This is a genomic window from Nocardia sp. NPDC050412 (assembly GCF_044458825.1).
Lineage (GTDB): Bacteria > Actinomycetota > Actinomycetes > Mycobacteriales > Mycobacteriaceae > Nocardia.
On record NZ_JBITIJ010000027.1, the window covers coordinates 39,707 to 60,837 of the forward strand.

The 21,131-nt window shown below is 66.1% G+C and carries 21 protein-coding genes and 1 pseudogene; 19 read left to right on the top strand and 3 right to left on the bottom strand.

Annotation, left to right across the window (positions count from 1 at the left end):
- Positions 1-203: 203 nt before the first annotated feature.
- Together ACIBI6_RS39775 and ACIBI6_RS39780 are read right to left on the bottom strand one after the other, a co-directional pair.
- A complete protein-coding gene (locus ACIBI6_RS39775) occupies positions 204-689 on the bottom strand; it encodes a hypothetical protein (RefSeq protein WP_396960338.1) in 486 nt (161 codons plus the stop codon).
- Positions 690-779: 90 nt separating this feature from the next.
- Positions 780-1,100, bottom strand: a pseudogene (locus ACIBI6_RS39780) (helix-turn-helix domain-containing protein); the annotation flags it as partial.
- Between the two features lie 88 nt (positions 1,101-1,188).
- Between ACIBI6_RS39780 and ACIBI6_RS39785 the strand changes: the two are divergent.
- Positions 1,189-1,950 (top strand): helix-turn-helix domain-containing protein, encoded by a 762-nt coding sequence (locus ACIBI6_RS39785; RefSeq protein WP_396960273.1) that lies wholly within the window; start codon positions 1,189-1,191, stop codon positions 1,948-1,950.
- Positions 1,951-2,174: 224 nt separating this feature from the next.
- Here ACIBI6_RS39785 and ACIBI6_RS39790 read toward each other — a convergent pair whose 3' ends face one another.
- Complete coding sequence (locus ACIBI6_RS39790; protein ID WP_327100337.1) at positions 2,175-2,945, bottom strand: MBL fold metallo-hydrolase; 771 nt, start codon at positions 2,943-2,945, stop codon at positions 2,175-2,177.
- A gap of 1,244 nt (positions 2,946-4,189) precedes the next feature.
- On the opposite strand from ACIBI6_RS39790, the gene ACIBI6_RS39795 reads away from it, so the two are divergent.
- From ACIBI6_RS39795 to ACIBI6_RS39880, 18 genes are all read left to right on the top strand, one after another.
- A complete protein-coding gene (locus ACIBI6_RS39795) occupies positions 4,190-4,747 on the top strand; it encodes a hypothetical protein (RefSeq protein WP_396960276.1) in 558 nt (185 codons plus the stop codon).
- Positions 4,744-5,991 (top strand): cutinase family protein, encoded by a 1,248-nt coding sequence (locus ACIBI6_RS39800; RefSeq protein WP_396960278.1) that lies wholly within the window; start codon positions 4,744-4,746, stop codon positions 5,989-5,991. The genes ACIBI6_RS39795 and ACIBI6_RS39800 overlap by 4 nt, the downstream gene beginning before the upstream one ends.
- Complete coding sequence (locus tag ACIBI6_RS39805) at positions 5,991-7,133, top strand: lipase family protein (RefSeq protein ID WP_396960280.1); 1,143 nt, start codon at positions 5,991-5,993, stop codon at positions 7,131-7,133. The genes ACIBI6_RS39800 and ACIBI6_RS39805 overlap by 1 nt, the downstream gene beginning before the upstream one ends.
- A gap of 79 nt (positions 7,134-7,212) precedes the next feature.
- A complete protein-coding gene (locus ACIBI6_RS39810) occupies positions 7,213-8,709 on the top strand; it encodes a cutinase family protein (RefSeq protein ID WP_396960282.1) in 1,497 nt (498 codons plus the stop codon).
- Positions 8,710-8,832: 123 nt separating this feature from the next.
- On the top strand, positions 8,833-9,531 hold the full coding sequence (locus tag ACIBI6_RS39815) for a hypothetical protein (protein ID WP_396960284.1): 699 nt from the start codon (positions 8,833-8,835) through the stop codon (positions 9,529-9,531).
- Between the two features lie 96 nt (positions 9,532-9,627).
- Positions 9,628-10,185, top strand: coding sequence for a hypothetical protein (locus tag ACIBI6_RS39820; RefSeq protein WP_396960286.1), 558 nt, complete (start codon positions 9,628-9,630; stop codon positions 10,183-10,185).
- The gene (locus ACIBI6_RS39825; RefSeq protein ID WP_327100330.1) at positions 10,182-10,478 is read left to right on the top strand and encodes a hypothetical protein; all 297 of its coding nucleotides are present in this window, start codon (positions 10,182-10,184) and stop codon (positions 10,476-10,478) included. Before ACIBI6_RS39820 ends, ACIBI6_RS39825 begins: the two co-directional genes overlap by 4 nt.
- 75 nt (positions 10,479-10,553) lie before the next feature.
- Positions 10,554-11,471, top strand: coding sequence for an alpha/beta fold hydrolase (locus tag ACIBI6_RS39830; protein ID WP_396960289.1), 918 nt, complete (start codon positions 10,554-10,556; stop codon positions 11,469-11,471).
- A complete protein-coding gene (locus tag ACIBI6_RS39835) occupies positions 11,468-11,698 on the top strand; it encodes a hypothetical protein (protein ID WP_396960291.1) in 231 nt (76 codons plus the stop codon). The genes ACIBI6_RS39830 and ACIBI6_RS39835 overlap by 4 nt, the downstream gene beginning before the upstream one ends.
- A 22-nt stretch (positions 11,699-11,720) precedes the next feature.
- Positions 11,721-12,359, top strand: coding sequence for a hypothetical protein (locus ACIBI6_RS39840; protein ID WP_396960293.1), 639 nt, complete (start codon positions 11,721-11,723; stop codon positions 12,357-12,359).
- Between the two features lie 12 nt (positions 12,360-12,371).
- Positions 12,372-13,175 carry a hypothetical protein gene (locus ACIBI6_RS39845; protein ID WP_396960295.1) on the top strand — a complete coding sequence of 268 codons (804 nt, stop codon included), beginning with the start codon at positions 12,372-12,374 and terminating at the stop codon, positions 13,173-13,175.
- Positions 13,172-14,617: a hypothetical protein gene (locus tag ACIBI6_RS39850; RefSeq protein ID WP_396960297.1), complete on the top strand. Its 1,446-nt coding sequence runs from the start codon at positions 13,172-13,174 to the stop codon at positions 14,615-14,617. The genes ACIBI6_RS39845 and ACIBI6_RS39850 overlap by 4 nt, the downstream gene beginning before the upstream one ends.
- Positions 14,614-16,086, top strand: a complete 1,473-nt coding sequence (locus tag ACIBI6_RS39855) for an SCO6880 family protein (RefSeq protein ID WP_396960299.1) — start codon at positions 14,614-14,616, stop codon at positions 16,084-16,086. Before ACIBI6_RS39850 ends, ACIBI6_RS39855 begins: the two co-directional genes overlap by 4 nt.
- A complete protein-coding gene (locus tag ACIBI6_RS39860; RefSeq protein WP_396960301.1) occupies positions 16,083-17,792 on the top strand; it encodes a hypothetical protein in 1,710 nt (569 codons plus the stop codon). Before ACIBI6_RS39855 ends, ACIBI6_RS39860 begins: the two co-directional genes overlap by 4 nt.
- Positions 17,792-18,928 carry a C40 family peptidase gene (locus ACIBI6_RS39865; protein ID WP_396960303.1) on the top strand — a complete coding sequence of 379 codons (1,137 nt, stop codon included), beginning with the start codon at positions 17,792-17,794 and terminating at the stop codon, positions 18,926-18,928. The genes ACIBI6_RS39860 and ACIBI6_RS39865 overlap by 1 nt, the downstream gene beginning before the upstream one ends.
- 53 nt (positions 18,929-18,981) lie before the next feature.
- The gene (locus tag ACIBI6_RS39870; RefSeq protein WP_396960305.1) at positions 18,982-19,593 is read left to right on the top strand and encodes a hypothetical protein; all 612 of its coding nucleotides are present in this window, start codon (positions 18,982-18,984) and stop codon (positions 19,591-19,593) included.
- The gene (locus ACIBI6_RS39875) at positions 19,590-20,129 is read left to right on the top strand and encodes a hypothetical protein (protein ID WP_396960307.1); all 540 of its coding nucleotides are present in this window, start codon (positions 19,590-19,592) and stop codon (positions 20,127-20,129) included. The genes ACIBI6_RS39870 and ACIBI6_RS39875 overlap by 4 nt, the downstream gene beginning before the upstream one ends.
- Positions 20,126-21,124 carry a hypothetical protein gene (locus ACIBI6_RS39880; RefSeq protein WP_396960309.1) on the top strand — a complete coding sequence of 333 codons (999 nt, stop codon included), beginning with the start codon at positions 20,126-20,128 and terminating at the stop codon, positions 21,122-21,124. Before ACIBI6_RS39875 ends, ACIBI6_RS39880 begins: the two co-directional genes overlap by 4 nt.
- The last annotated feature ends 7 nt before the right edge of the window (positions 21,125-21,131 follow it).

Consider the following 21,131-nt stretch of genomic DNA (forward strand, 5'->3'; position numbering starts at 1 on the left):
TGCCTGGAACGCAACGACTGATCCCGCGGGACGCAGCACATGGGACCGACCATGGTCTCGACTGTCAACTTTCGTGCACAGCCTCTCCCGAGATGGCCCAGCAGGCAGGCAGGATTCCCGCCCCGCGCAGGAGCGTCACAACAGTCCCTTGAATACGTTCCGTCGACGGGTGAGCCCGGTCAGCGAGCTCGCCGCCGGCTCCTTCAGTGTGGTTGGGAGAACTTGGGGCCGGAGTAGCGAGTCCGGATCGCGGTGATCAGCTGAACGTGCTGATTTTGTGTCACGTCCGCCACGCAGAGGCGGTAGCTGCCCAGTTCCTCGGTCGCGGGGTTACGCGCGTGCAGGAGGTGGTTGGTGTCACGGCCGTAGGCGACGTCGATGGTGCCGGACCACAATTCTTGAAAGTCCTTGTCGGAGTGAAGCCGTCGTATGAGGGCATGTGCTTGTTCGCTGCCGCGGTACCGTGCGAGAGCGCCTTTGATGGTGGCGACGGAGTAGGCGGCCTCGCTACGCCATTGGAGGAGGACGGTCCGGGCGATCGGGCTGAACAGCCATGCCGGGATGCACTTGGTTTCATTGAGGTCAGGTGCGAGTGACCAGAATAATCCGTTGCAGGCCAGTACATTCCACATTGGATCCACGTAGGCCGCGAGTACTCCCCGTACTTCGAGGTCATGGAGGTAGGCCATGAGTCCGACATTCTCGCTGACGCACTGACGAAGGTTCTCCACTGCCGGGAGATCCTGTGCGGGAGTCCGTAGGTCCCATAGGTGACGCGCCAGAACCGGTGTGAATTTGTAACCGGCGATGATCATTTCGAGTGTCTCGATGGATGGGGTGCGTTCGCCACGCTCGATTTGGCTGAGGTAGGAGGGGCTGATCCCGTGTCGTGCGTGGGCGGTGACGCGGGATAGTCGCAGGTGATCTCGGATTAGGCGCAATGTGGTGGGTAGGGTCGGGAGATGTTGTTGCGGTGTGTATCTGGGCTTGTTGGGCCCGTGGTGACGGGAGTGTCGAGTCAGGGGTAGCTCCTCGTCTGTCGGCTGCCTTCCGTCGTGGGGAGGACTCAGGTAGGCTGAGCGGTTCGTTTTGAGGTCCATGGACCGAGTCTTGACATCCGGGCGGTGACCGTCAAGATCACTACGGGGACAACGTGTCCTGGGGCTATCCGCGAGGGGGAGAAGAACTTTGGAAGAGATGTCTAAGGCCGTCGGGCAATGGTTGAGAGCGCGCCGGATAGAGATCGGGCTGGATCGACCCGAAGACCTTGGCAGTCTTGTCGGCCTGAGTGGTGATCAGATCAAGAAGGTCGAGAACGGCACGCGTTCGTTGAGCATCGAGTCGTTCGAAGCCATTGTTGGAGCTTTGGCTCTACCGGTTTGGTGGGGACGAACGATTCTGGCTCTCACGCGTACCAACCTCATACCGTCGCACCTTGGTGTGGATGCCCCATTGCTGCCCCGGGATTTGCGGATTCTGGAGGCGTACCCGGGGCCGGCATGCCTTCAGGAGGTGCCTCTGTTCAGGGTGAAGGCCGCAAATAGTAAGTACCTCAAGGCATTTCCTGGATTGACGCCGGGCCGCAACATCATCGAGTGGATGGTGAACGAGCCGATTGCTCGCCGGGTGCTGGTGAATTGGAGGTTCGAGACGCACTTGATGACACAAGGACTCAAGCTCATGTCGCGGGGGATCGTGCCACAACATGAAGTCGACGCCGTCGTCGATGCTTGTCGCCACGTGCCGGAGTGGGATGACTTCTGGAATTCCGAACTACCGAAAAGCTTGGCGACACCGGCCCGGTCTCTCGAGTACTCAGTCATCAGGGACGCCGATACCGGTGAGGAGTACCAGATGTGGGTGTCTATCGATGCCAGTGAGCTGCCATTTAGACCGTGGTGGGTCTACCACCTGACCTCAGTCGACGGTCCACTAGCCATGGCGGTGTAGCGCTATCTGTAGCGCAGATGTCCAGCAGTCCTTGTGCGAGAAGCGAACATCCGAGGTTTGTGTTCGTGTTGGCCGCCGCACCGGCGGTCCGATCAAGTTGCCGCAACCGCGCACCGGGGTCTGGGGGAATGGCCAGGGATCGTTAATTTCTTAGCGCGCAGTGCAGGATGCTGCTCGTGCATGGGGAGCGCAACGGTGAACTTTCGTCGGTACCTTCAGCTATATCAACGGGTTGCGGTACTCAATCGCTGGAACTCGGACGCGCAGTGCGACGAGAAGACGGTTACCTCGTCTCGATGATCGCGTACCAGTTCCCGGAGTCGCTTCTGATTGTCGACCCGTTGCTGGCGTTGAGTGTCAACAGACCACTGAAATATGCGGGCCCCCAGTGGCATGGACGGATTGTTCGCCATCTGGCCGTGATAGGAGTAGGCGTCTCCAGCGTGGAGAAACCACCCCTTTCCGGTGTCGACCGCAACCCCGACATGCCCGCGTGTATGTCCTGCCAACGGGATCATCAGGATTCCTTGCGGCAGCCCTGTCAACTCGCGCACCGCCCTGAATCCGAGCCAATTCTCGTCGCTACTGTCGGAGTCGGCGTAGGTGTTCCACTTGGGTCCGTGCTCGAACTGTATGGGCCGGTACCGCATCTGCCGGCTCCCTGTCGCAGCATCGAGCTCGGCTTGGTGGACGTGGACGATCGCTGCCGGAAAGTCCGCAAGACCCCCCGCATGATCCAAGTCCAAATGCGTCACGATGATGTCGCGAACATCGGTGCGCGCGAACCCCAGTGCCTCTACCTGTTTGGCAATTGGGTTGTCGAGCAGTGGGTTGGTCCGGCGGACAAGCTTCTGGCCCACCCAAACATCAGGTCGAACCATGGCCTGCTCCCCGTAGCCGGTGTCCACCAACGCCAATCCCGTCGCATGCTCGATCAGCAGGCAGTGGCACGCCCCCACGGCCCTCCGCAGAACGCCCGGACGACCATCGATCAACCGCCCACCGAAAGGCCTGGTACCTCCAGCGTCCAGATGATGGACATGCATAACACTGCTCCGATCCATGTTGCCGACCAACCAGCCACCTAGACGCGGCCCCGTTGCCCCCTAGCGACATATGGAAGTCATCCAAAAGTACACCAAAGTGCCAGTGCTGAAACATAATTCGGTCTGGCGGGTACGTCGGCACCGTCGCCGTGCTGGAGTCGCTACTGGCGACGACGCTGGTGTCCGCAGGTGCGGCCTTCAGAACAGCATTTTCGAACTCAGACTCCGAGTCATCGACCGCATCGGTCTCGCTCGCCATGGGTAGCGCGACGACATGTGCTCAATCTCACGTAGTGCCAGCCAGTGCATGCCGGTGTGCAGGCGCCGCATCGCCAGGAGGTTCGCTCGGCACACAACGAAGATGACGTCACGGAGGAAGGCTAGAGGACTCGGCGCCCCAACCGTCTCGAAATTTGTGTTGACGCTTGCTGCGTAAAACCTTTGGCAAACGCTGCGCTTAGAAGCCCTTTGCAGTTTTACGCAGCGCGCGTTAACGCAATCTAGGTGCGTTCGAGCTCTGGATTTCTCTGTCTTTCAAGGCTTTTGATGGACATGCAAGTCCACGCCGTTCGAAAGGAAAAAGATGGATCCCTACGTGATACTCGGATGGGCGAATTACGCTCTGTCGCTACTGTCGAGTGGCCTGTCCGTAGCAGCACAGGCGCTGGCGCTCATCGCCCCCTTCATCTGACACGCAAGAGTTGAGAAGCCGCCTCCCAGAAGAGTATTCGCTGCTGGGAGGCACCTCGAACAGCATCCGCCCCGCGCATTCGGGGTCGTAAATCACTATTCCCCGCCTTCACGACGAAGGGTTATTTGGCATGCCCGAATCCACCAGAATTCCCTGCCACCGCATACCTGATCACCGAATTGAAGCAGGTGCTGTGCAAGGGCGAAATCATTTGTGCAGCAGCATCGGCCGAGGCAGCCGTGTCATCCTCGCGGGTGGGATACCCGCGGCTATAGTGCTGGCCACCTGTGCGGGGACAGCCAGTGCCGTCGAGGGTCTCGTCGCAATCGCCGACCAGCCCGGTGTCACCAGCCCCGCGCAGCCCGGCACAGCCACCCTGCCGCCGCCTTCGCCGGAGCCTGAACCAGCGCCGCCGCAGCCAGCGCCGCCGGTGTACTACTCGCAGCCGCCAGAGATCCGGAATGAGGCGACCCCGCGTCCAGCTCCACCGCCGGAGGAGCCGGTGGAGCCGATACGGATCGACGAATTGCATCTGCCCGCGCCCGTAGCCCCAGTAGCACCGATTGAGCCGCCGGAGAACACGATTCGTATCGGGCAGTGGCAGACCCCGCGCCCGGACTGGCTGCCTGCGGAATGGGCGGATGTCATCAACGACACTGCCGCTGGTGCCGAAGCTCAGGTCGCGACCGCGTTGGACTCGATCGGCATCCCAGCTGGACGGTCGGACCGTGTCAGCGGCGCCACCCTGGCTGGTGCCGGAATCGGTGGCGCCGCAGGCGCCGCGATCGTGGGAGCGCCGGTAGCTGCTGCTGGAGCAGTGGTCGGTGGCCTGATCGGCGGCAGCATCGGCGGAATCGCCGGAGCCGCGCTCGGCACCGTTGTGGCGGTACCGATCATCGGCACGGTGACATCCGGCGTGGCCGGAACAGCGCTTGGCGCCGCGGCCGGTGCGTTCGTGGGTGCCGCCGCGGCCGGTATCCCTGCCGCTGTCGTCGGTGCGGTCGCTGCGGGCACGGTTGGTGCCGGGTTCGGCGCTGGAGTCGGAGTCGGGCAACCATGACCGCAGAGGCGAACAACCGCGCATGTGTCCTTGCCGCGGCGGTAGCCGCCGCTGCCATGCTGGGCTTGGCCGGGGTCACTACTGCCCCCGGATCAGCTGAGGCCGTGCCGCTATCCGGGTGCCCCGCGCTGTATTTGCTCGGCGTCCAGGGCACCGGGCAATCCTCGCCAACCGCAGACCTGCTCGCTGACACCGGAGTCGTTGGCGCGCTCATCGCGCCGGTACTTTCGGCCGCTCCCGGTCTGGTGCAGCGCAGCTACATTCCCTACGGCGCTGGGTTCGGTGGCGCGGTCCCCGGTGGTGGGCCTGACCCGTATGTGGTGTCGGTGACCGATGCCCGTACCCAGCTCGACGCTGCTGCCTCCCAGATCGCCGAGACCTGCCCCAGCACGATGATCGCCGGGATCGGCTATTCCCAAGGTGCGCAGGCGATGTCGTTGTTTGCTCGGGATGTCGGCGCGGGCGTCGGGCCGGTCGCGCCGGATCGTATCGCTGGCATCGCACTGTATGCCCATCCCGACCGCGCACCGGACGCGCCGATCTTCCCCGGCCGCCCGGGCCAGACAGGACCCGACCCCGCGCCTGGTACCAGCGGCGCGGCGGTGTCGGCGGTGCAGATCTCCAACCCGCCCGCCGGTGGCGGCGGCATCGCCGACGGCGCGACCAGCTACGGCGCACTGACAGGTCGTGTTGCCGACATCTGCACCGACGGTGACCTGGCTTGTTCGGCACCGGATCGGGCGGCGCTGCTGCGCGTGGGTGCCGAGATCGCCGCCCAAGCCGACCTGCGTGACCCTGTTGCCGCCATCGGATCACTGAATACCTTGCTCACCGCTGCAATCGGTGATGCCTGGACGACTGTGGTGCTCAATGACTTTCAGGTCCGCGCGGGCGATGTCGACTATGCCCCGCAGTTGGGTTTGGCTGCCCGGTTGATCGAGGCTGCCGATCCCCGTGAACCCGGCCCGAACCCGGAGCAGATCGGCGCGGCGGGCGCGCGGTGGAGCGAGATCACCGCCACCGTCGCGGCGAACCCGATCGGGTTGGTTCCCAAGCTCGTCGACCAACTCGGCACGGCGTGGGGTGGGCTCGTCGCCGACAACGCCGACCTACTCAATCCTGCGATCTGGGTTCGCTACGCCGACACCGTCGCCCGACACAACAACTACGCCATCAACGGCCAACTCAACTCGGGTATCGCCTGGATGGTCGCCCTCGCCCACGACATCGCCGGGAGCCGATAATGACCGACCCCACCACCATCGATGATTTCTACAGCATCCCCGAAATCGACTTCACCCCCCAGCCGGGGGAGATCCAGCGGTGCCGCAGCGTAGCCACCCCGGGGCTGCCCGGCGCGAAGCGTGCGTGGCAGCTCGTCTACGCCACCCGCACCGCGTCCAACGGCCCCATCCCGGCGTCGGGGATAGTGATCACACCGGACCGACCAGACACCGCCGACCCCAGCCCGATCCTGGTGTACTGCACGGAATTCCACGGTCTCGGCGGGCGGTGTGCTCCGTCGCAGCTGCTTGCGGGGGAGGGGACCGAACCGGAATCCGGGTTCATAGACAGCGCACTCGAGCGCGGCTGGACGGTCGCGGTGCCCGACGGGCAGTGCTTGGGCATCACCGGGTTGGGACCGCACATGTTCCTAGCCGGTCGTGCTGCCGCACACGCCGTGCTTGACATCGCCCGCGCGGTGGGCACGCTGCCGGACCTGGACTCTGCGAGCGCGCCGTGCGTGGTGTGGGGATACGCCGATGGTGGGCGCGCCGCGATTTGGGCTGCCGAGCAGCATCCGCGGTATGCGCCGGACCTGGATCTGCGTGGGGTCGCTGCCGGTGCTGTCGTGACCGATCCCGGGGCGCTGATCAGTGAGATCGATGGCGGGCCGTGGTCAGGGCTGGCGTTGGCCGGGCTGATCGGGCTGGCGCGCGCGTATGCCCATCTGCCGGTAGACCATCTACTCACCGACGAGGGACACCGCGCTGTCGAGCATGCTCGAGAACTCGACGCGGCGGCTCTGCTGGTCACCTATCGCAACCGGCCGCTGGGGCACTGGTGCGAACGCACCGATCCCTGGAACGACCCGATCTGGCGGTACGTGCTGGCGAATGAGGCCAGCGGCTACGCGACCCCGGAGGTACCCGTGCACCTCTACCACGGCACCGAAGACGCCGTAGTGCCGGTAGCGATGGGACGCAATCTGTTCGCCGAATACCGCTCTCTCGGAGTCGATTTGAGCTGGCGGGAATACCCGAACAGCCACAGCGGCACCGCCACCGACGGCGCTCCCGAAGCCATCGCGCAGCTGGCCAACTACCTGGCCCGGCGACCCGAGCGCAGCAGGCGCCCGGAACCACCGCGGCCGCAGACCACCTGAATCGCCTGCCCGCACCTGCGAACCCCTAGCCCGGGGTGCGGGCAGGCCCCACAACGAGCACAGATCGAGGTGAAATCCCATGCATCCCTGCACTATCAGGACTCGGACTTTGCGGTGCGCCGCCGCGACGGTACTGATGTCGGTCGTCGTGTCGGTGGCCGGTGTCAGCACGGTGCACGCCGATGACGGTGTCCCGCTCGGCGCGAAGTGCCCCAGCCTGTATGCGCTGGGGGTGCAGGGCAGCGAGGAGGGAGCGCCGGAGGCCGGGATTGTCAGCGACTCCGGGGCGTTGGGCCAGGTCTTCGGTCCGCTGGCCGCTGCCGCGGGCGATCTCGTGCAGCGTGCCTACGTCCCCTACGGCCAAGCGGCCGACGGGAAGGCCCTGCCGTATGACGCCGCAGTCACCGCCGCCGCGGAGCGCCTAGAGCACATGGCCGCCGAGGTCGTCACACGGTGTCCCAACACCAAGATCGCCGTAGCCGGCTACGCCCAGGGCGCAGCCGCGGTCTCGACCTTCGCCCAACGAGTCGGAACCGGCAACGCCCAAGTCGCTGCGGACCGAGTCGCTGGAATTGCGTTGCTGGCCAACCCGACTCGCACGGCCAATAGCTCGGTATTGCCCGGCCTGCCCCAGGCGAGCACACCCACCGCGGCGCCCGGTACGACGGGGGAGAAGGTCGCCTCGATCACGCTGAGCAATCCAGCGCTGACCGGTATCGGGATCGCCCCTTCGGCGGGGTCGAGCGGGTATGGAACGTTGGTCGGGCGAGTCGCGGATCTGTGTGTCGCAGGCGATGCAACGTGCGACGCACCGGCCGGGAGCCCGCTGGTCACCACGGTGGCCAACATCGCCGCACGGTCGGATATGCGAGACCCGATCGCCGCGATTTCCACTGTCGCGCAGGCGTTGTCGGCGACGGTCTACACCACCGCGGTGAATGTGGTCAACGAGGACCTCAGCGGCACGAGCCTCGATCAGTTGTCCTATCAACCCAGCAAATCTCTCGGCCAACGCCTGGCCGAAGCGTCCAGTCCGACCGCCACACCACCAGCACCTGCCGATGCCCTCTCGGCACTGATGAAGCTCGGCACGATCGGGCTCGGGGCTGTCGTGTCGGTGGCGCAGAAGGTGTTCACACCGGCGACGGTTGCCGAGCTGGCGACTGTCGGTATGTCCAATCCGTGGGCGGCGATCGCTGCGTTGGGCACCAAGCTGGCCGCGGCGGTCGTGGAGTTGATACCGCCACAGACCGCTAGTCGCTGGATCAATCAAGCCTTCGACGCGATCACCAGCACCATCACCGACCACAGCGAGCTCTACACCCTGGCCAGCTCCGCGCAGTACAGCGACACCACCGGCCGCCACGGCTCCTACCAAACCGTGGCCGCCACACAGTCCGGGCGCTCAGCGCTGCGTGCCACCGCCGACTGGTTCACCGCCCTGGCTCGTGACCTCGCCGCCACCGGGATCGCCTCAGCCCCACCACAATCTGTAACCCGCTCGACGAGCGCACCACCCACCCCCAGCACCAGTGCCGTGACACCAGCGGGCCCGACGTCGAGCACCGGCCCCTAGACCCCTTCGGGCGGAGCCCGAATCCGCCTGACGTACCCACACCTTGTCGGCTGATTCTCCCCTGGCCGCCCGCCCGAAGGGCCCGCCCTGCCTGCCAACCACATCAAGGAGGTGAGAACCGAGATGCCCAACACCGGAACCGATATCGACACCGATCATGGCGGGGGGTGGTTGCATCGCGCCGAACCTGTTGCCCTGCAACCCGTCTCCCCCGCCACCGGTGACGCGAAACCTGAGCGCGGCACCGAATGGCAGTGGATCAGCCAGCACCCGCCACAACTCGCCAGCGGCAGAACTCGCGCGGGCATACCGCGGCGGGTGTGGATCGGGCTTACCGGCGCACTCGGTGTGGCCGCCGCGCTGATCGCTGTGGGAATCAGCTCGATCGCTGACCGTCCGGACACGACAGCGGTGATCCCCACGTCGACCGCGAGCCCTCCGACAACGACCTCACCACCCGGTGGCGCATGCACCGGGCTGTCGGGGCAGACCGTCACCGACACCGCTGGGGACACCCACAGCCTGCCAGGGGTGATCGCGGCTTTCGAGCACGCCTACTACCGACAGCGCAGCGCCGAAACCGCCTTGGGGCTGGTCGCCCCCGAGGCTGGTCTCACCGTGGAGGGGCTGGCAGCGGGCATCGCCTCGATCCCGATCGGCACCACCCACTGTGTCGCGATCACCCCGATCGCAGAGGGCACTGCGGAAGTACATCTGGTCGAGCGGCACCCCGATGGGCAGCGTATCGACTACCTGCAGTTGATCAACGTCGGCTCTGCCCCAGACGGCGTCGTTATCACCAACATTCAGAAGCGGGGCTGAGCGATGGCCGCACCGCTGCACTTACACCGAGACCACCGCGACCCAAGACGCCGTCTCGACCCGGGCACCATCACCACGCCAGAACAGTTGGCTCCAGTGCGGGAGGCACCGCTGCCGACCACGGGTGCGCATCCACCGCTGTTCGTTGTGCTCGGCGCACATGGTGGTGCCGGGACCTCGACGCTGGCGCGGTGGTGGGCACCGGCGGCCGACACCGGTCTGGCCTGGCCCGCGTCACCGCGCACCACCCAACACGTCATCATCGCTGCCCGGCTGTGTATGCCCGGACTCGCCGCAGCCGCCGAACGGCTCCGCGAATGGCACGCCGGACTGACACCCGACGGGGTGGAGGTGATCGGGCTGGTACTCACTGCGGCTCGTCCGGGAAAGGTACCCGCTGTTGTGCGCCGGTATCGCGCTGTGGTCACCGAGCTGGTTGGCCACGTCTACGAGATCGGCTGGCACGACGAACTTGTCGTCTGTGAACTGACCGAACTCGCCGAGTATATGCCATTCGACCCACCGTCACCGCGCCGATCAGGGCTGCGCGATGCGGTCCCCGCTGACGTGCACCGCGTCGGAACCCAGATCATCACCCATCTCGCAGCCACTCGTTCGATTGCTGCACAACCTGATTCGGAGAAAACGCCATGACCACCGCCTACGCGGTCGGCGAGGCGATCACCGTGCTCGCCCAAGAGATCAAACCGACCCCTATAGCGCCGCCGGGCGCGGACAAGTTGATCAACCTCGTCAACTATCTGTCCTGGATCGTCATGCTCGCCGGGATCGCGTCGCTGATCTACGCCGGTGGGAAATTCGGATGGGAGCGATTCCACGGCGGCGCGGTCGAGTCCCCCAAGATCATCCTCGGCGCTCTGGTCGGCGGCATCATCGCCACCAGCGCCGGAACGATCATGAACGCCGTCGTCACCGGAGGCGCATAACCCATGCGCCACTTCCCGATTCATCCCCAACCGTCGCCAGCCACACCCGGTGCCTGGAGAGCCGACACCCGATTCGTGTCTGCGGCGAACGCCGCGCACGAACATCGCTCGGCCCATCATCGCGACGCGAGTCCGTTCACCATCGCGGCCCCCGACGGGCTGCGGCTCTCGGCTGCACGCCTGGGCCCGGCGCATCCTCCGGCGAGCGTGGTCTATGTCCACGCAATGCTCACCGACTCCACCTACTGGACGCCGCTGACCGAGTGCTTGCATCAGCGACTCGAGGGCGTCATCGCCCAGATCGTCTACGACCAGCGCGCACACGGCACTTCCGAGCATCCAGACCCTGGGGGCCGAACCATATTGCCGACGCTGGTCGATGACCTCGACACGGTTCTCGCCCACGCTCACGGAGCGGTCGTGCTGGTCGCGCACTCGGTGGCATCGCTGCTGGTGCAGGCATGGGCCGCGCAGTACCCACGCCGTGCCCGCGCCTTGGCGGGCATCGTGTTTTTCAACGGCTGCCCCGAATTCCCCTGGTGCCCAACCCCTGACATCCACGCCAAGACAAGGCGCTCCCAACGCGCAGCGCGTCACCTGCTCGAGGAACTGACCACCTATCTGTTCGAGCCACCGCTTCGCTACCGTACGCCGCACCGCAGCCCGTTCGACGCCATCGGTGGCGCGACGCGCCTCGAGAACCTCGACGCGATGCTCGCCGACCTCGCCGTCTACAGCGGCGCCGCGCTGACCGACGAGGCAGCCAGCGTCTTGCGGGCTGTCCCGTCCTGGGTACTGACCGGGCAGCTCGACCTGGTCGTCGTACCAAGCAGATCCCAGCATCTGGCCGAACGGATCTGGGGCGACTACGACAGCGTCCCCGACGCCGGACATTCCTTGCCCTACGCCGAGCCGGCCAAAGCCTGCGAGCCGATCCTGGCCGCGCTCGAGGTCGCCTACCGCACCCAACAACAGCACGGCGGCGCGGTGTGATCGCCAAACCTCTTCCTGCGCAGGTGCTTTCGCCGCTGACTCAACTGCTGGGCTATCTGATGTGGTTCGTGCTGCTGCTGTGCATCGCCCGCGCGGTGTGGGTCGGTGGGCTGCTCGCGATCCGCATGTACCGCGAAGAAAGCGTCGAAGGACTCCTCGGCGCACTGCTGGGCGCGGCTCTGCTCGGGTCGGCCAGCTCTCTCGCCATCACCGTCCTGCCCACCTGACCGATCGAAGGAGACCGACCCCGTGAACCCCTTCCGCACACACCGGATCGGCGTCGTGGCACTGCTCGTGTTCACCGGAACGCTCGCTGTAGCGGGCCTGCTCGCGTGCAGTGGCCAGGACACCAACGGATCCGCACAGCCGAGCACCACCGTAACCGTCACCGCGCCAACCGGATTGCGCTGGCAGAGCTTCCAAGGCGTGGACCTACCAGTCGCTGACCAAGGCCCCGAGCGCATCGACGGACCGGTAGCCAGCGGATTCGACCGCTCACCGGTAGGTGCGGCGCTGGCGGCGATCCACTCGACGGTGCGGATGTCGATCGCCACCGACAGCCAATGGCCCGCGGTCGGCCAGCGCATGCTCGCCGAGGGACCGGGCCGCGACAGCTGGGCCACCGCCCGCGCCCAGGTTTCGATCACAGCACCGATCGCTAGCGGCGCACCGAAAGTCGCGGGCTACGTGATCGCCCACTACACCCTCGCTGACGCCGCCGTCGACATCTACAGCATCCACCCCGACAACTCCATCACCCGCAACAACGCCCACGTCTTGTGGCAAGGCGGGGACTGGCGGCTGCACCTACCCGAGGACGCGACTTCACCACCGGTTACCACCGCTGCGGTGCTCCCCGCCGACATCGTCGCGTTCACCCCGCGCTGAGGAGCCCAACTCATGAGATCTCATCGCCTGCTGATCATCCTGCTCACCGGTATCACCGCCGTGGTGATCGCGGTGTTCGTACTGACCATCACCAATAACAGCTCTCGCGACCTCCCCGCCGACCCCGGCAATACCCCCGCACCGACCGAGCGCACCTTTCCCGAGTTGCCGCCGACCACAATTCCCCGGCCGCCGACGACAGACCTGTTCGGCAACCGCCTCGAGGTGCCCAACGACGAATCCGGTGTCGCGCTTGCGCAAGATCCGAGCACCCGCGTCGACCCCGCCAGCCCGGACTACCTGAGGACCCCGCCCGCTCGGATGCAGTGGCAGCGCGGCTGGGGTGGGGCGGCACTGCCGGCATCGGGCAGCGACGGACCGGTCCGAATTCATGACGGCATCGCAACAGGATTCGCCCACACTCCACAAGGCGCGGCACTGGCTGCCGCCGACGCGCTCGCCCGCGCGCTAGCCGCTCCCGACCGAGTCTGGCAGCGAGTCGTGCGCGAACGCTACTACGGCGGAGGGCAAGCGCTACTCGACCGGTTCGCCCGCTCCCGCGAACGCACCCTAGACGCCGCCCGCTACGTCGTGGTTCCCGACGGCGTCCGGATCCAACCCGGCTACCGCGACGACCTCGCCCTGGTGCAGTTCGCCACGCACAACGACATCGGCTACACGATCTCGACCTGGCCGATGGTGTGGATCGACGGCGACTGGCGCGTGCGAGTGCCAGAGAACATCGAAACACTCTGGGGCCCAGGCACTTCCGTCTCATCTTTGACCGGATTCGGAACCTGGAAGGGCCTGTCGTGACCGATATTGTCCTCGCCGGTACTCCGGTCACCGCGATCACGACATGGCGAACCCAGCTGCACATCCCCGATGTCTGCGACATGCCACTGGGGCCGCAACAGGCATGCGAACAGCTCGGACAGGCCGCCTCCGACGCGGCCGGCTCGGCCCTCGACGACATAGTCGCGCAATTCGCGGAGAGCTTCAGCAACATCCTGCGGTTCGTCATGACCTGGTGGACAGCGCTGCCCTCACCGCAACTGACCGACAACCAGGGAGGACTCGGACCGACACTGTCGGGCATCCGGGAATACACCAGCGGCCTCCAGGTGCTGCTGCTCACCTGCGGAATCATGTTCGCGGCGGCACGGCTCGCACTGGCCAAACGTGGTGGGGTCGCTGGGGAGGCACAGGAAAGCCTGCTGATGTTGGGCCGGGCAGTGTTCGCCTCAATGGCCTTCGCCGCGGTCATCACCGCCGGAACCCGCGCCGGTGACGCCTTTGCCGAGTGGGTGATCTTCGACTCATCCCGAGGCGACGCCCACAACATCGTCGCTGAGCTGACCCAATTTGATCTCAGGACGAACAACTCCGGATTGGGAACTGGTGTTTTGTTCGTGCTGTTCCTCCTCGGGATCATCAGCATGCTCATACAGCTGGTGATGCTGGTGCTGCGGCAAGCCTTGCTGATCCTGGTCGTCGCCGTGATCCCGATCGCGGCGGCTGCTTCTGGGACAGGGCCAGGTTCCCAGGCATACAAGCGTCTGCTGAGTTGGTCGCTGGCGTTCGTGTTATGGAAACCGGTCGGGGCCTTGATCTATGCGATGGCGTTTACCGTGGCCGGGCGTGATCAGAAGGATCCACAGCTGGTGCTCCTAGGTCTGATCTTGCTGGTCATGACAGTGATCGTTTTGCCCGCGTTGATCCGGCTGGTCGCACCCGCGGTGGCGACTCTCGGAGGTGGGGGCGGCGCGGCGGCCGTGTTGACGGGCGGTGCTGCCGGTGTAGCGATGGCATCGCTGGGAGACCGCTCGCGAGGACGCAAGGTCAGCGAAGGCGAGAACGACCCGGGCGGCGGATCACCACCACCCAGGGACCCTCCTGGACCAAGTGGTGGTGGTGGAGGGGGTCGCCCACTGCCTGATGGCAGTGGTGGCAACGGTGCCTCGCCCTCTGGGGCGGGCAGTTCAGGTGTCAGCCACAGCGGTTCAGGTGGGGGTTCGAATGGTGGTGGTGCACCGCCTCCCGCAGACGCAGCGGCGAAGTCGTCGAACGGGTCCGATGCAGGCAGCGGCGGGGAAGCGGCCGGTGGTGGTGGAGCCGGTGCCGGGGTCGCCGCGGCGGTCATGGCGGGTGTGCAACTGGGGAAGCAGGGGGCTTCGGCTATCGAGACTCAGACACGAGACGCCGCGGAGGGCGGTCTGGATCCGGATGCGTTGGGGCCGGGGGAGGTTCAGCGATGACCACACGCATGTACGGTCGCTGGGAACGCCCTCGCTCTGCTGGGTTCTTCGGCTTGACCTGGGGTGTGTCCATGCTCGGTCTCGCCTTGATCATCGCCGTGATGGTGGGGTTCATGATCACCCGGTCACTGTCGGTGGCCGCGAGCTTGGTCGCGGCCTCGGCACTGGTATTCACCCCACTGGCGATCACTCGTAACGGCCGCACCGGCTGGGAGATCGCCTTGCTGCGTATCCAGTTCGCCGCTGCCGCGGCCCGCGGTGAGCACGTCTACCAATCCGGACGATTCTCCAAGATCCCGGGCATCGCGAAACTGCCTGGACTGCTGGCGGATTCGCGGCTGTCGGAATACGAGACGGCGGGCGGGAAACGCTTCGCCATGCTCCACATCCGCCGCAGCGACCATTACACGGTGGTGCTGCGGGTGATCCCACGCGGTAAAGAGCTCGTCGACCAAACTCAGATCGACGCCTGGGTCGAAGGTTACGGCCAGTTCCTGGCGACTCAGAGTCGCGGTGGTGAAGTCGTCGCGGTGACCGCGGTGTTGGACAACGTGGTCGAGACCCGCCTCAAGCAGGCCCGGGAGGTCGCCCGCCTGGTGCGACCGGATGCTCCGGCGTATGCGAAGGCGGTGATGCGGGAAGCCGCCGCCGATATCGGTGGTGTCGGGGTGCGGATCGAGGCGCGCATCGCGATCACCTACCGCGCGATCGGCAAGGGCCGCATCCGCCGCGATGAGGCCGAGCAGGCCCGCGAGATCGGGCAACGCCTGCAAGGAGTCCTATTCCAGCTGGCTCGTGCGGGACTCCCGGCGACACCACTGCAGGCGTGGGAGGTCCTCGGGCTGGTTCGCACCCGCTACGACCTCGCCTCCCAACGCGATGTCGAAGCCGCTGGCGCCGAGATCGTCCGCACGCAGTCCTGGGATTCGGTCGGCCCACTGGCGCACAGGGACCGCTGGGATCATTACCTGCACGACGGCGCCCGCTCGATTACCTGGGAAATGGACGCCGCCCCGCGCGGGGCGGTCATGGAAACCGTGCTCGAGGAGTTACTGCGCCCACGAGCGGACGTGCCCCGCAAACGGGTGGCGATCGTCTACCGGCTGCATTCGGCTGCTGAAGCAACCACGTTGGTGGACTCGGATTTTCGTGACGCGGTCGCGGCTGAGCAGACCGAACGCGGAATCGCCTCGGCCTCGGCGCGGATCCGGGTCGGCAATACCCAAGCCGCCCGGGAGGAGCAGGCGCGTGGGGCCGGTTTGACCCGGTTCGGGGTGCTGGTGACGATCACCGATCACCTCGACGGGGACTTGCCCGGAATCGAGGCGTCGGTGAAAGCGATGGCCGCCGCCTCCCGGCTGGGGGTCCGCCGCTGCTACGGCAGCCAGGCCGCCGCATTCGCCGCCAGCCTCGGGATCGGGTTGATCTTGCCCGAGCACACCTCTATCTCGAAGCGGGTGTCGAGTTGAACGGGTTCAGCCCCAAGTCTTCTCGGCCCGCGCGCACCGAGACCGTCGCTGGTGTCCGGGTGCTCACACCGCGGGCGCGCGCCGCGATCGAGACGTCTGCCGCCAAGCCTGGGTTGCGTGGTTGGCGGGCACGGCTGGCGATATCCAGCGATGATCATCGCCGGGCCACTGCGGCCCGCCGCGGGGAGGGAACCGGCCGCGAGGGCTTCGATCGATCGCTGCTGGCGCTGACCGATCGCGGCTATCGTGGGCTCGGCGGTGGCCGCGCGGCGGTAGTGCCCGGCATGCCGGAATGGCGTGCAACGACCGTGCAAGTGGGTGGGCTGTGGCCATTCACCGTCGGTGCCAGCGCCCCCACCGTCGGCACCCCGGTCGGCGCGCACTACATCACCGGCGCGCCCGTGCATTTCGACCCGATGAGCTGGTTTCTGCGCGGCTTCATCACCGCCCCGATCGCGTTCGTCCTGGCACTCAACGGCTTCGGCAAATCCAGCCTGATCCGGCGCATGGTGACCGGCGCGGTCGCGGCCGGGGAAACCGTGCTGTGCATGGGTGACACCAAACCCGACTACCGCGACCTCGTCGTGGAACTCGGCGGGCAGGTCGTCGACGTCGGCTATGGGCACGGCACCATCAACCCGCTCGATGTCGGCGCCCTTGGTGGTGTGGTCGCACGACTCACCGACCCCGACCAGCGCCGCCAGGTCACCGCGCGAGTGGAAGCCGGACAGGTCAACATCGTCGCCGGGCTCATCGAACTCGTACGCGGATCCCGCGTCGCCGACTACGAAGAAGTCCTCCTCGCCGCCGGGCTGCGCGAACTCTACAGCCCCGCAGGTGGTTTCAGCTACGAATACCCGCCGCTGCTGTCGAACTTGCTCGAGGTCATCGCCGGCGGTGGCGACCAACTGCGCCAGTTCGCCGAGGAAGACGACGAACCTGCCTACCGTGCCAGCACCAAAACCTTGCGCCGGTCCCTGCGCGCGCTGGTCGAAGGGCCCTTCGGTGCGATTTTCAACGGGCCGACCACCACCCGCCTGGATCTGGCCAGCCCCGCGGTGTGTGTGGATGTCTCTCGCATCCCCGAAGGCGACACCAAGCTCCTGGCGGCGGTGCTGATGGTCTGCTGGAGCGAGGGTTTCGGCGCGGTCGCCGCCGCGCACGCCCTCGCTGATGCCGGGCTCGCCCCGGCGCGAACGTTCGAAGTCGTCATGGACGAGATCTGGCGTGTGCTCGGCGTGGGGGAGTTCATGGTCGACCGCGTCGATGCCCTGACCCGGCTGAATCGCGCGCTGGGGACCGGGCTGATCATGTGCAGCCACACCATCAAAGATCTCGCCGCCTTCGACTCCGCTGGCGTACAAGCCAAAGCCCTCGGGTTCTTCGAGCGAGCACGCGCGAAACTGATCGGACCGGTGGGGCCGGAGGAGATCAACCGCATCCGCAACGCGGTCGGCATCACCGACACCGAGAAGCGTTTGGTCACCTCATGGGCGGCGCCGCGCCCACCCTCAGATGACGACCTGGACCCCTCACGCCGCGAAACCCCGCCCGGCACAGGCTGTTTCCTGCTAAAAACCGGCGAAGCCAACGAACCCGGCATCCCGTTCCGGCTGGTGTTCACCCCCACCGAGCGTGCCGCCGACATCCACAACACCAACCGCCGCTTCGACAACCTGCCTGCAGCAGGGGAAGCGAGTAGGTGATGGAAACCTCGAAAACCGTGATCGCGACAGCGATCTCGCTACCGATCGCGCTGATCATACTACTGCTGATCGTTGTCGGCGTCGACTCGGCCCGTTCGTGTGCAGCCCCACTGGCCAACAGTGCCGCCGGGGTCAGCGGTGCCACCGGACAATCGGTGGCGGGGCTGTCGGAACGCCAGTTACAGCTGGCCCGCAACGGTGTCGCGATCGGCAAACAACGCGGCATGACACAGAACATCATCATCGCCGAACTGATCGCCGCCGCAACCGAATCCACCTTCCGCAACCTGGCCAACCCCGCGGTGCCGGAATCGCTGACCTACAGCAACGACGGCTTGGGCTACGACCACGACTCGCTCGGCCCGCACCAGATGCGTGCCAGCGTCTGGGGATCAGTCGGTATCGCCACCTTGATGAACCCGATCTACCAAATCAACTGGTTCTACGACCACGCCGCCCAACTCGGGCCCGCCGCCGCCCACATGTCACCGGCCGATCTGGCGCAGGCGATCGAACAATCGGCACCGAATGCCTATGGGGCGCAACTGGATTTAGCGCAACGGCTCTATGCGATGTTCGCCGATATCGACACCGCCTCGATGCCCTCCACCCAGGACGGGTCCTCACCCGCTGGGTGCGGGCCGAACGGATCCGGGACGCCACTACCCGCGCACGCCAATGCCCTCGGTCGCGCGGTCATCGAGGCGGCGATGAAATGGATCGGCACCCCCTATGTGTGGGGCGGCGGCGACACCAACGGTCCGACCAGCGGTGGGTTCGACTGCTCGGGCCTGACACTATATGCGATCTATCAGGCCTCGGGCGGGCGAATCCGGTTGCCGCACTACACCCAAGCCCAGCAAGACCACCCCAGCGCGCAACCGGTTCCGTATGCCGAGCGGGCGCCGGGGGATCTGATCTTTTTCACCGCGCCCGGCGATACGGATTCCCATCACGTCGGCATCTACTACGGCCGCGACGCTCAAGGCCGCGACCTGCTGTTACACAGCCCGCAAAGCGGCCAAAACGTCACTCTCACTGCGTTATCGGCGTTCGACGGAGAACGGATGGCCGTGCGCCGCTACAGCAAACCCGCCCCCTCACCCCTCGACACCACCCCGGGAGGACGAGAATGAAAACCACACCGTCAGTAGCGGCCCCGCACTCTGGTGTCACACCGGAGATGGTCGTGCGTGTGCGTGCGGCCGAGTTGCACGGGTTCACCAGTACCCGCCAATTCGATCGGGTCGCGGTCGAGCACAAGTTCACCGACGGCCGCGCCTTCGAGCGATTTCTGACCGCATTGCTGGTCGAGGCCGGGATCGACTACGAAGGATTGCGCCAGATCGAAGCCGCTCGCCGCAGCGCCGATCAGCGGCTGGCTGCGATGGCGGCGCGGGGCCCGCGGCTGATGCTGTGGTCTGCCGCCACGATGAACGCCTTCACCGTGTGCCGCGGCGACGGGCGCGTCATCTGGCACGACCGGTTTGCCAGCGACACCGTCATCGCCACCGGTGCTGCGGCTGCGGAAGCCTCAGCGCGACAAGCGATCTGGCTGGCCGGGCAAGCCCGCACCCAATGGGGTGCCCAGGCGGCCACCCTGCACCTGATCATGGCCCGCACCCGCGGCATCGACGTCGAGAACCTGCACCACACCGCCCGCACCTGCGCGCTGGTGCTGGACGTGGTGAGCGAACCAGTGCACAACCCGGCCGCCGAACAATGCAACCGCCACGAGGCCGTCGACTGGTCCGCCACCGACCTCGGCGGCCTCCTACACCCACACCGGGAGCCGGCATGACCCCACCAAAAGTCCTGACCGCGGCCATCTCCCTCGCTGCCGTGACCGCAGCCTGCGCCGCGAACACACCCCACCCCGCCACCAACGATGAACAACAGTGCAGCACAGTGAGTTTCGCCCTGCCCTTCGACACGGTGGACCCGTGCTCGGCCGAGGCAGTCCTGACCGCGGCGGTGAGCACCGTGTTCGGCTATCGCCCGAGCGAGCAAACCGATGCGCGGGTGGCGTTTCGTGCCGCGCGGGTGTTGATGGATCCCGGGTTCGCTGGGCGTGCGGAATCCGCTGCTCTTGTGTGGGCGCCGGTGAGCCCGACGCAATGGCAGCAGTGGCGCGGTTCCGCCACCGCGACCACCACGTCGGCTCATATCACCAGTGACGACCATCCCACCGACACCGCGACTACGGCCAGCCGCGTGCTGGGTGTGGACCTGCAACCGGGGGACCAGCCGCCGATCAGGTGGGCGGTGTACGCCCACGCCACCCGCACCACGGCGGTATCGGCGTGGGTGTTATCCGGATTGGGGGTTCTGCCATGAGTGGAGATCCCGTCGAAGAATCCAGTCAGGCGATGCGGCAGGGCTTCGTTCAAGCGTTGCAAACCGCGCACACCACCGCTGCTCTGATGCGGGGACGTGGTGGGGAATCACGATCGAGGGCGGAGTCCGATCAGCGGATTCGGCTGGCCGACGCCAAAGAGTTGCGGTCGGTCATCGAACACCACCAGCGCGTGTTCAACGCCGGACAGGCCGCGGGCCTGGCGCGGGAACTGAACACCGCCAAGGTCGATGAAGTGCGTGCCCGCATCGAGCGTGGCAGTGAGATGCACGAGATGGAGCAGTGGATCAAGGAGGGGCAAGCCGAACGCGCCGACGCCGATCTGGACCGCCGCAACGCAGCGGGCGAGCTCGAACGCGAGCAGAACAGCGAACTCCACGAGTGGAAGATCGACGCCTACGCCAACCGGGAGACCCGCGCCGCCGAGTTGCATGAACTCGATGTCGAATACAAGGAACTGCTCATCGAGAGTCGCCACCGCGCAGCCGGTTTCAGCGACACCCTCAGCGCGCACGGAGAAACCGGCGAAGCGATGGCATCGGCCGCGGCATTCGCCGCAGCCAAGAGCGCCGAAGGGTTGTCCGAGGAACTCGACGACGAGATCGACGCCTACGCCGAGCGGTTCGTCGAAGACACCGGCACCGACTACACCGACATCATCGACGCCGCCATCGTCGAAGATTTCGACGATCTCGATGTGACGGTGCAAGCGCGGAGCAGGTCGTCGTCAGTCGCGGTCGAGGACATCGCGGGGCTGACTGAGGAACTGAGTTTCGCCACCCACATCACCCACGAGTTCGCTGATCTGGATGGCGATCCGGGCCCCGACCCCGATGCGGGATCAGTGATCGCAGAAGCGGTCGACGCCGCCGGACTCACCAGCGAAACCCTCGCTGAGGACATGGATTTCGGCCCCGAAGAAGATCCGCCCACGACGCATGTGTCGCCGATCCCTGATCTGGGGATGCAGCGGTGACAGCGAC

What these genes read in the sequence shown, in the direction of transcription:
- ACIBI6_RS39815 (WP_396960284.1), top strand. Translation starts at nt 8,833, where the DNA reads ATGCCCAACACCGGAACCGATATCGACACCGATCATGGCGGGGGGTGG.
- ACIBI6_RS39800 (WP_396960278.1), top strand. Translation starts at nt 4,744, where the DNA reads ATGACCGCAGAGGCGAACAACCGCGCATGTGTCCTTGCCGCGGCGGTA.
- ACIBI6_RS39825 (WP_327100330.1), top strand. Translation starts at nt 10,182, where the DNA reads ATGACCACCGCCTACGCGGTCGGCGAGGCGATCACCGTGCTCGCCCAA.
- ACIBI6_RS39810 (WP_396960282.1), top strand. Translation starts at nt 7,213, where the DNA reads ATGCATCCCTGCACTATCAGGACTCGGACTTTGCGGTGCGCCGCCGCG.
- ACIBI6_RS39845 (WP_396960295.1), top strand. Translation starts at nt 12,372, where the DNA reads ATGAGATCTCATCGCCTGCTGATCATCCTGCTCACCGGTATCACCGCC.
- ACIBI6_RS39805 (WP_396960280.1), top strand. Translation starts at nt 5,991, where the DNA reads ATGACCGACCCCACCACCATCGATGATTTCTACAGCATCCCCGAAATC.
- ACIBI6_RS39880 (WP_396960309.1), top strand. Translation starts at nt 20,126, where the DNA reads ATGAGTGGAGATCCCGTCGAAGAATCCAGTCAGGCGATGCGGCAGGGC.
- ACIBI6_RS39775 (WP_396960338.1), bottom strand. Translation starts at nt 689, where the DNA reads ATGGCCTACCTCCATGACCTCGAAGTACGGGGAGTACTCGCGGCCTAC.
- ACIBI6_RS39875 (WP_396960307.1), top strand. Translation starts at nt 19,590, where the DNA reads ATGACCCCACCAAAAGTCCTGACCGCGGCCATCTCCCTCGCTGCCGTG.
- ACIBI6_RS39855 (WP_396960299.1), top strand. Translation starts at nt 14,614, where the DNA reads ATGACCACACGCATGTACGGTCGCTGGGAACGCCCTCGCTCTGCTGGG.
- ACIBI6_RS39865 (WP_396960303.1), top strand. Translation starts at nt 17,792, where the DNA reads ATGGAAACCTCGAAAACCGTGATCGCGACAGCGATCTCGCTACCGATC.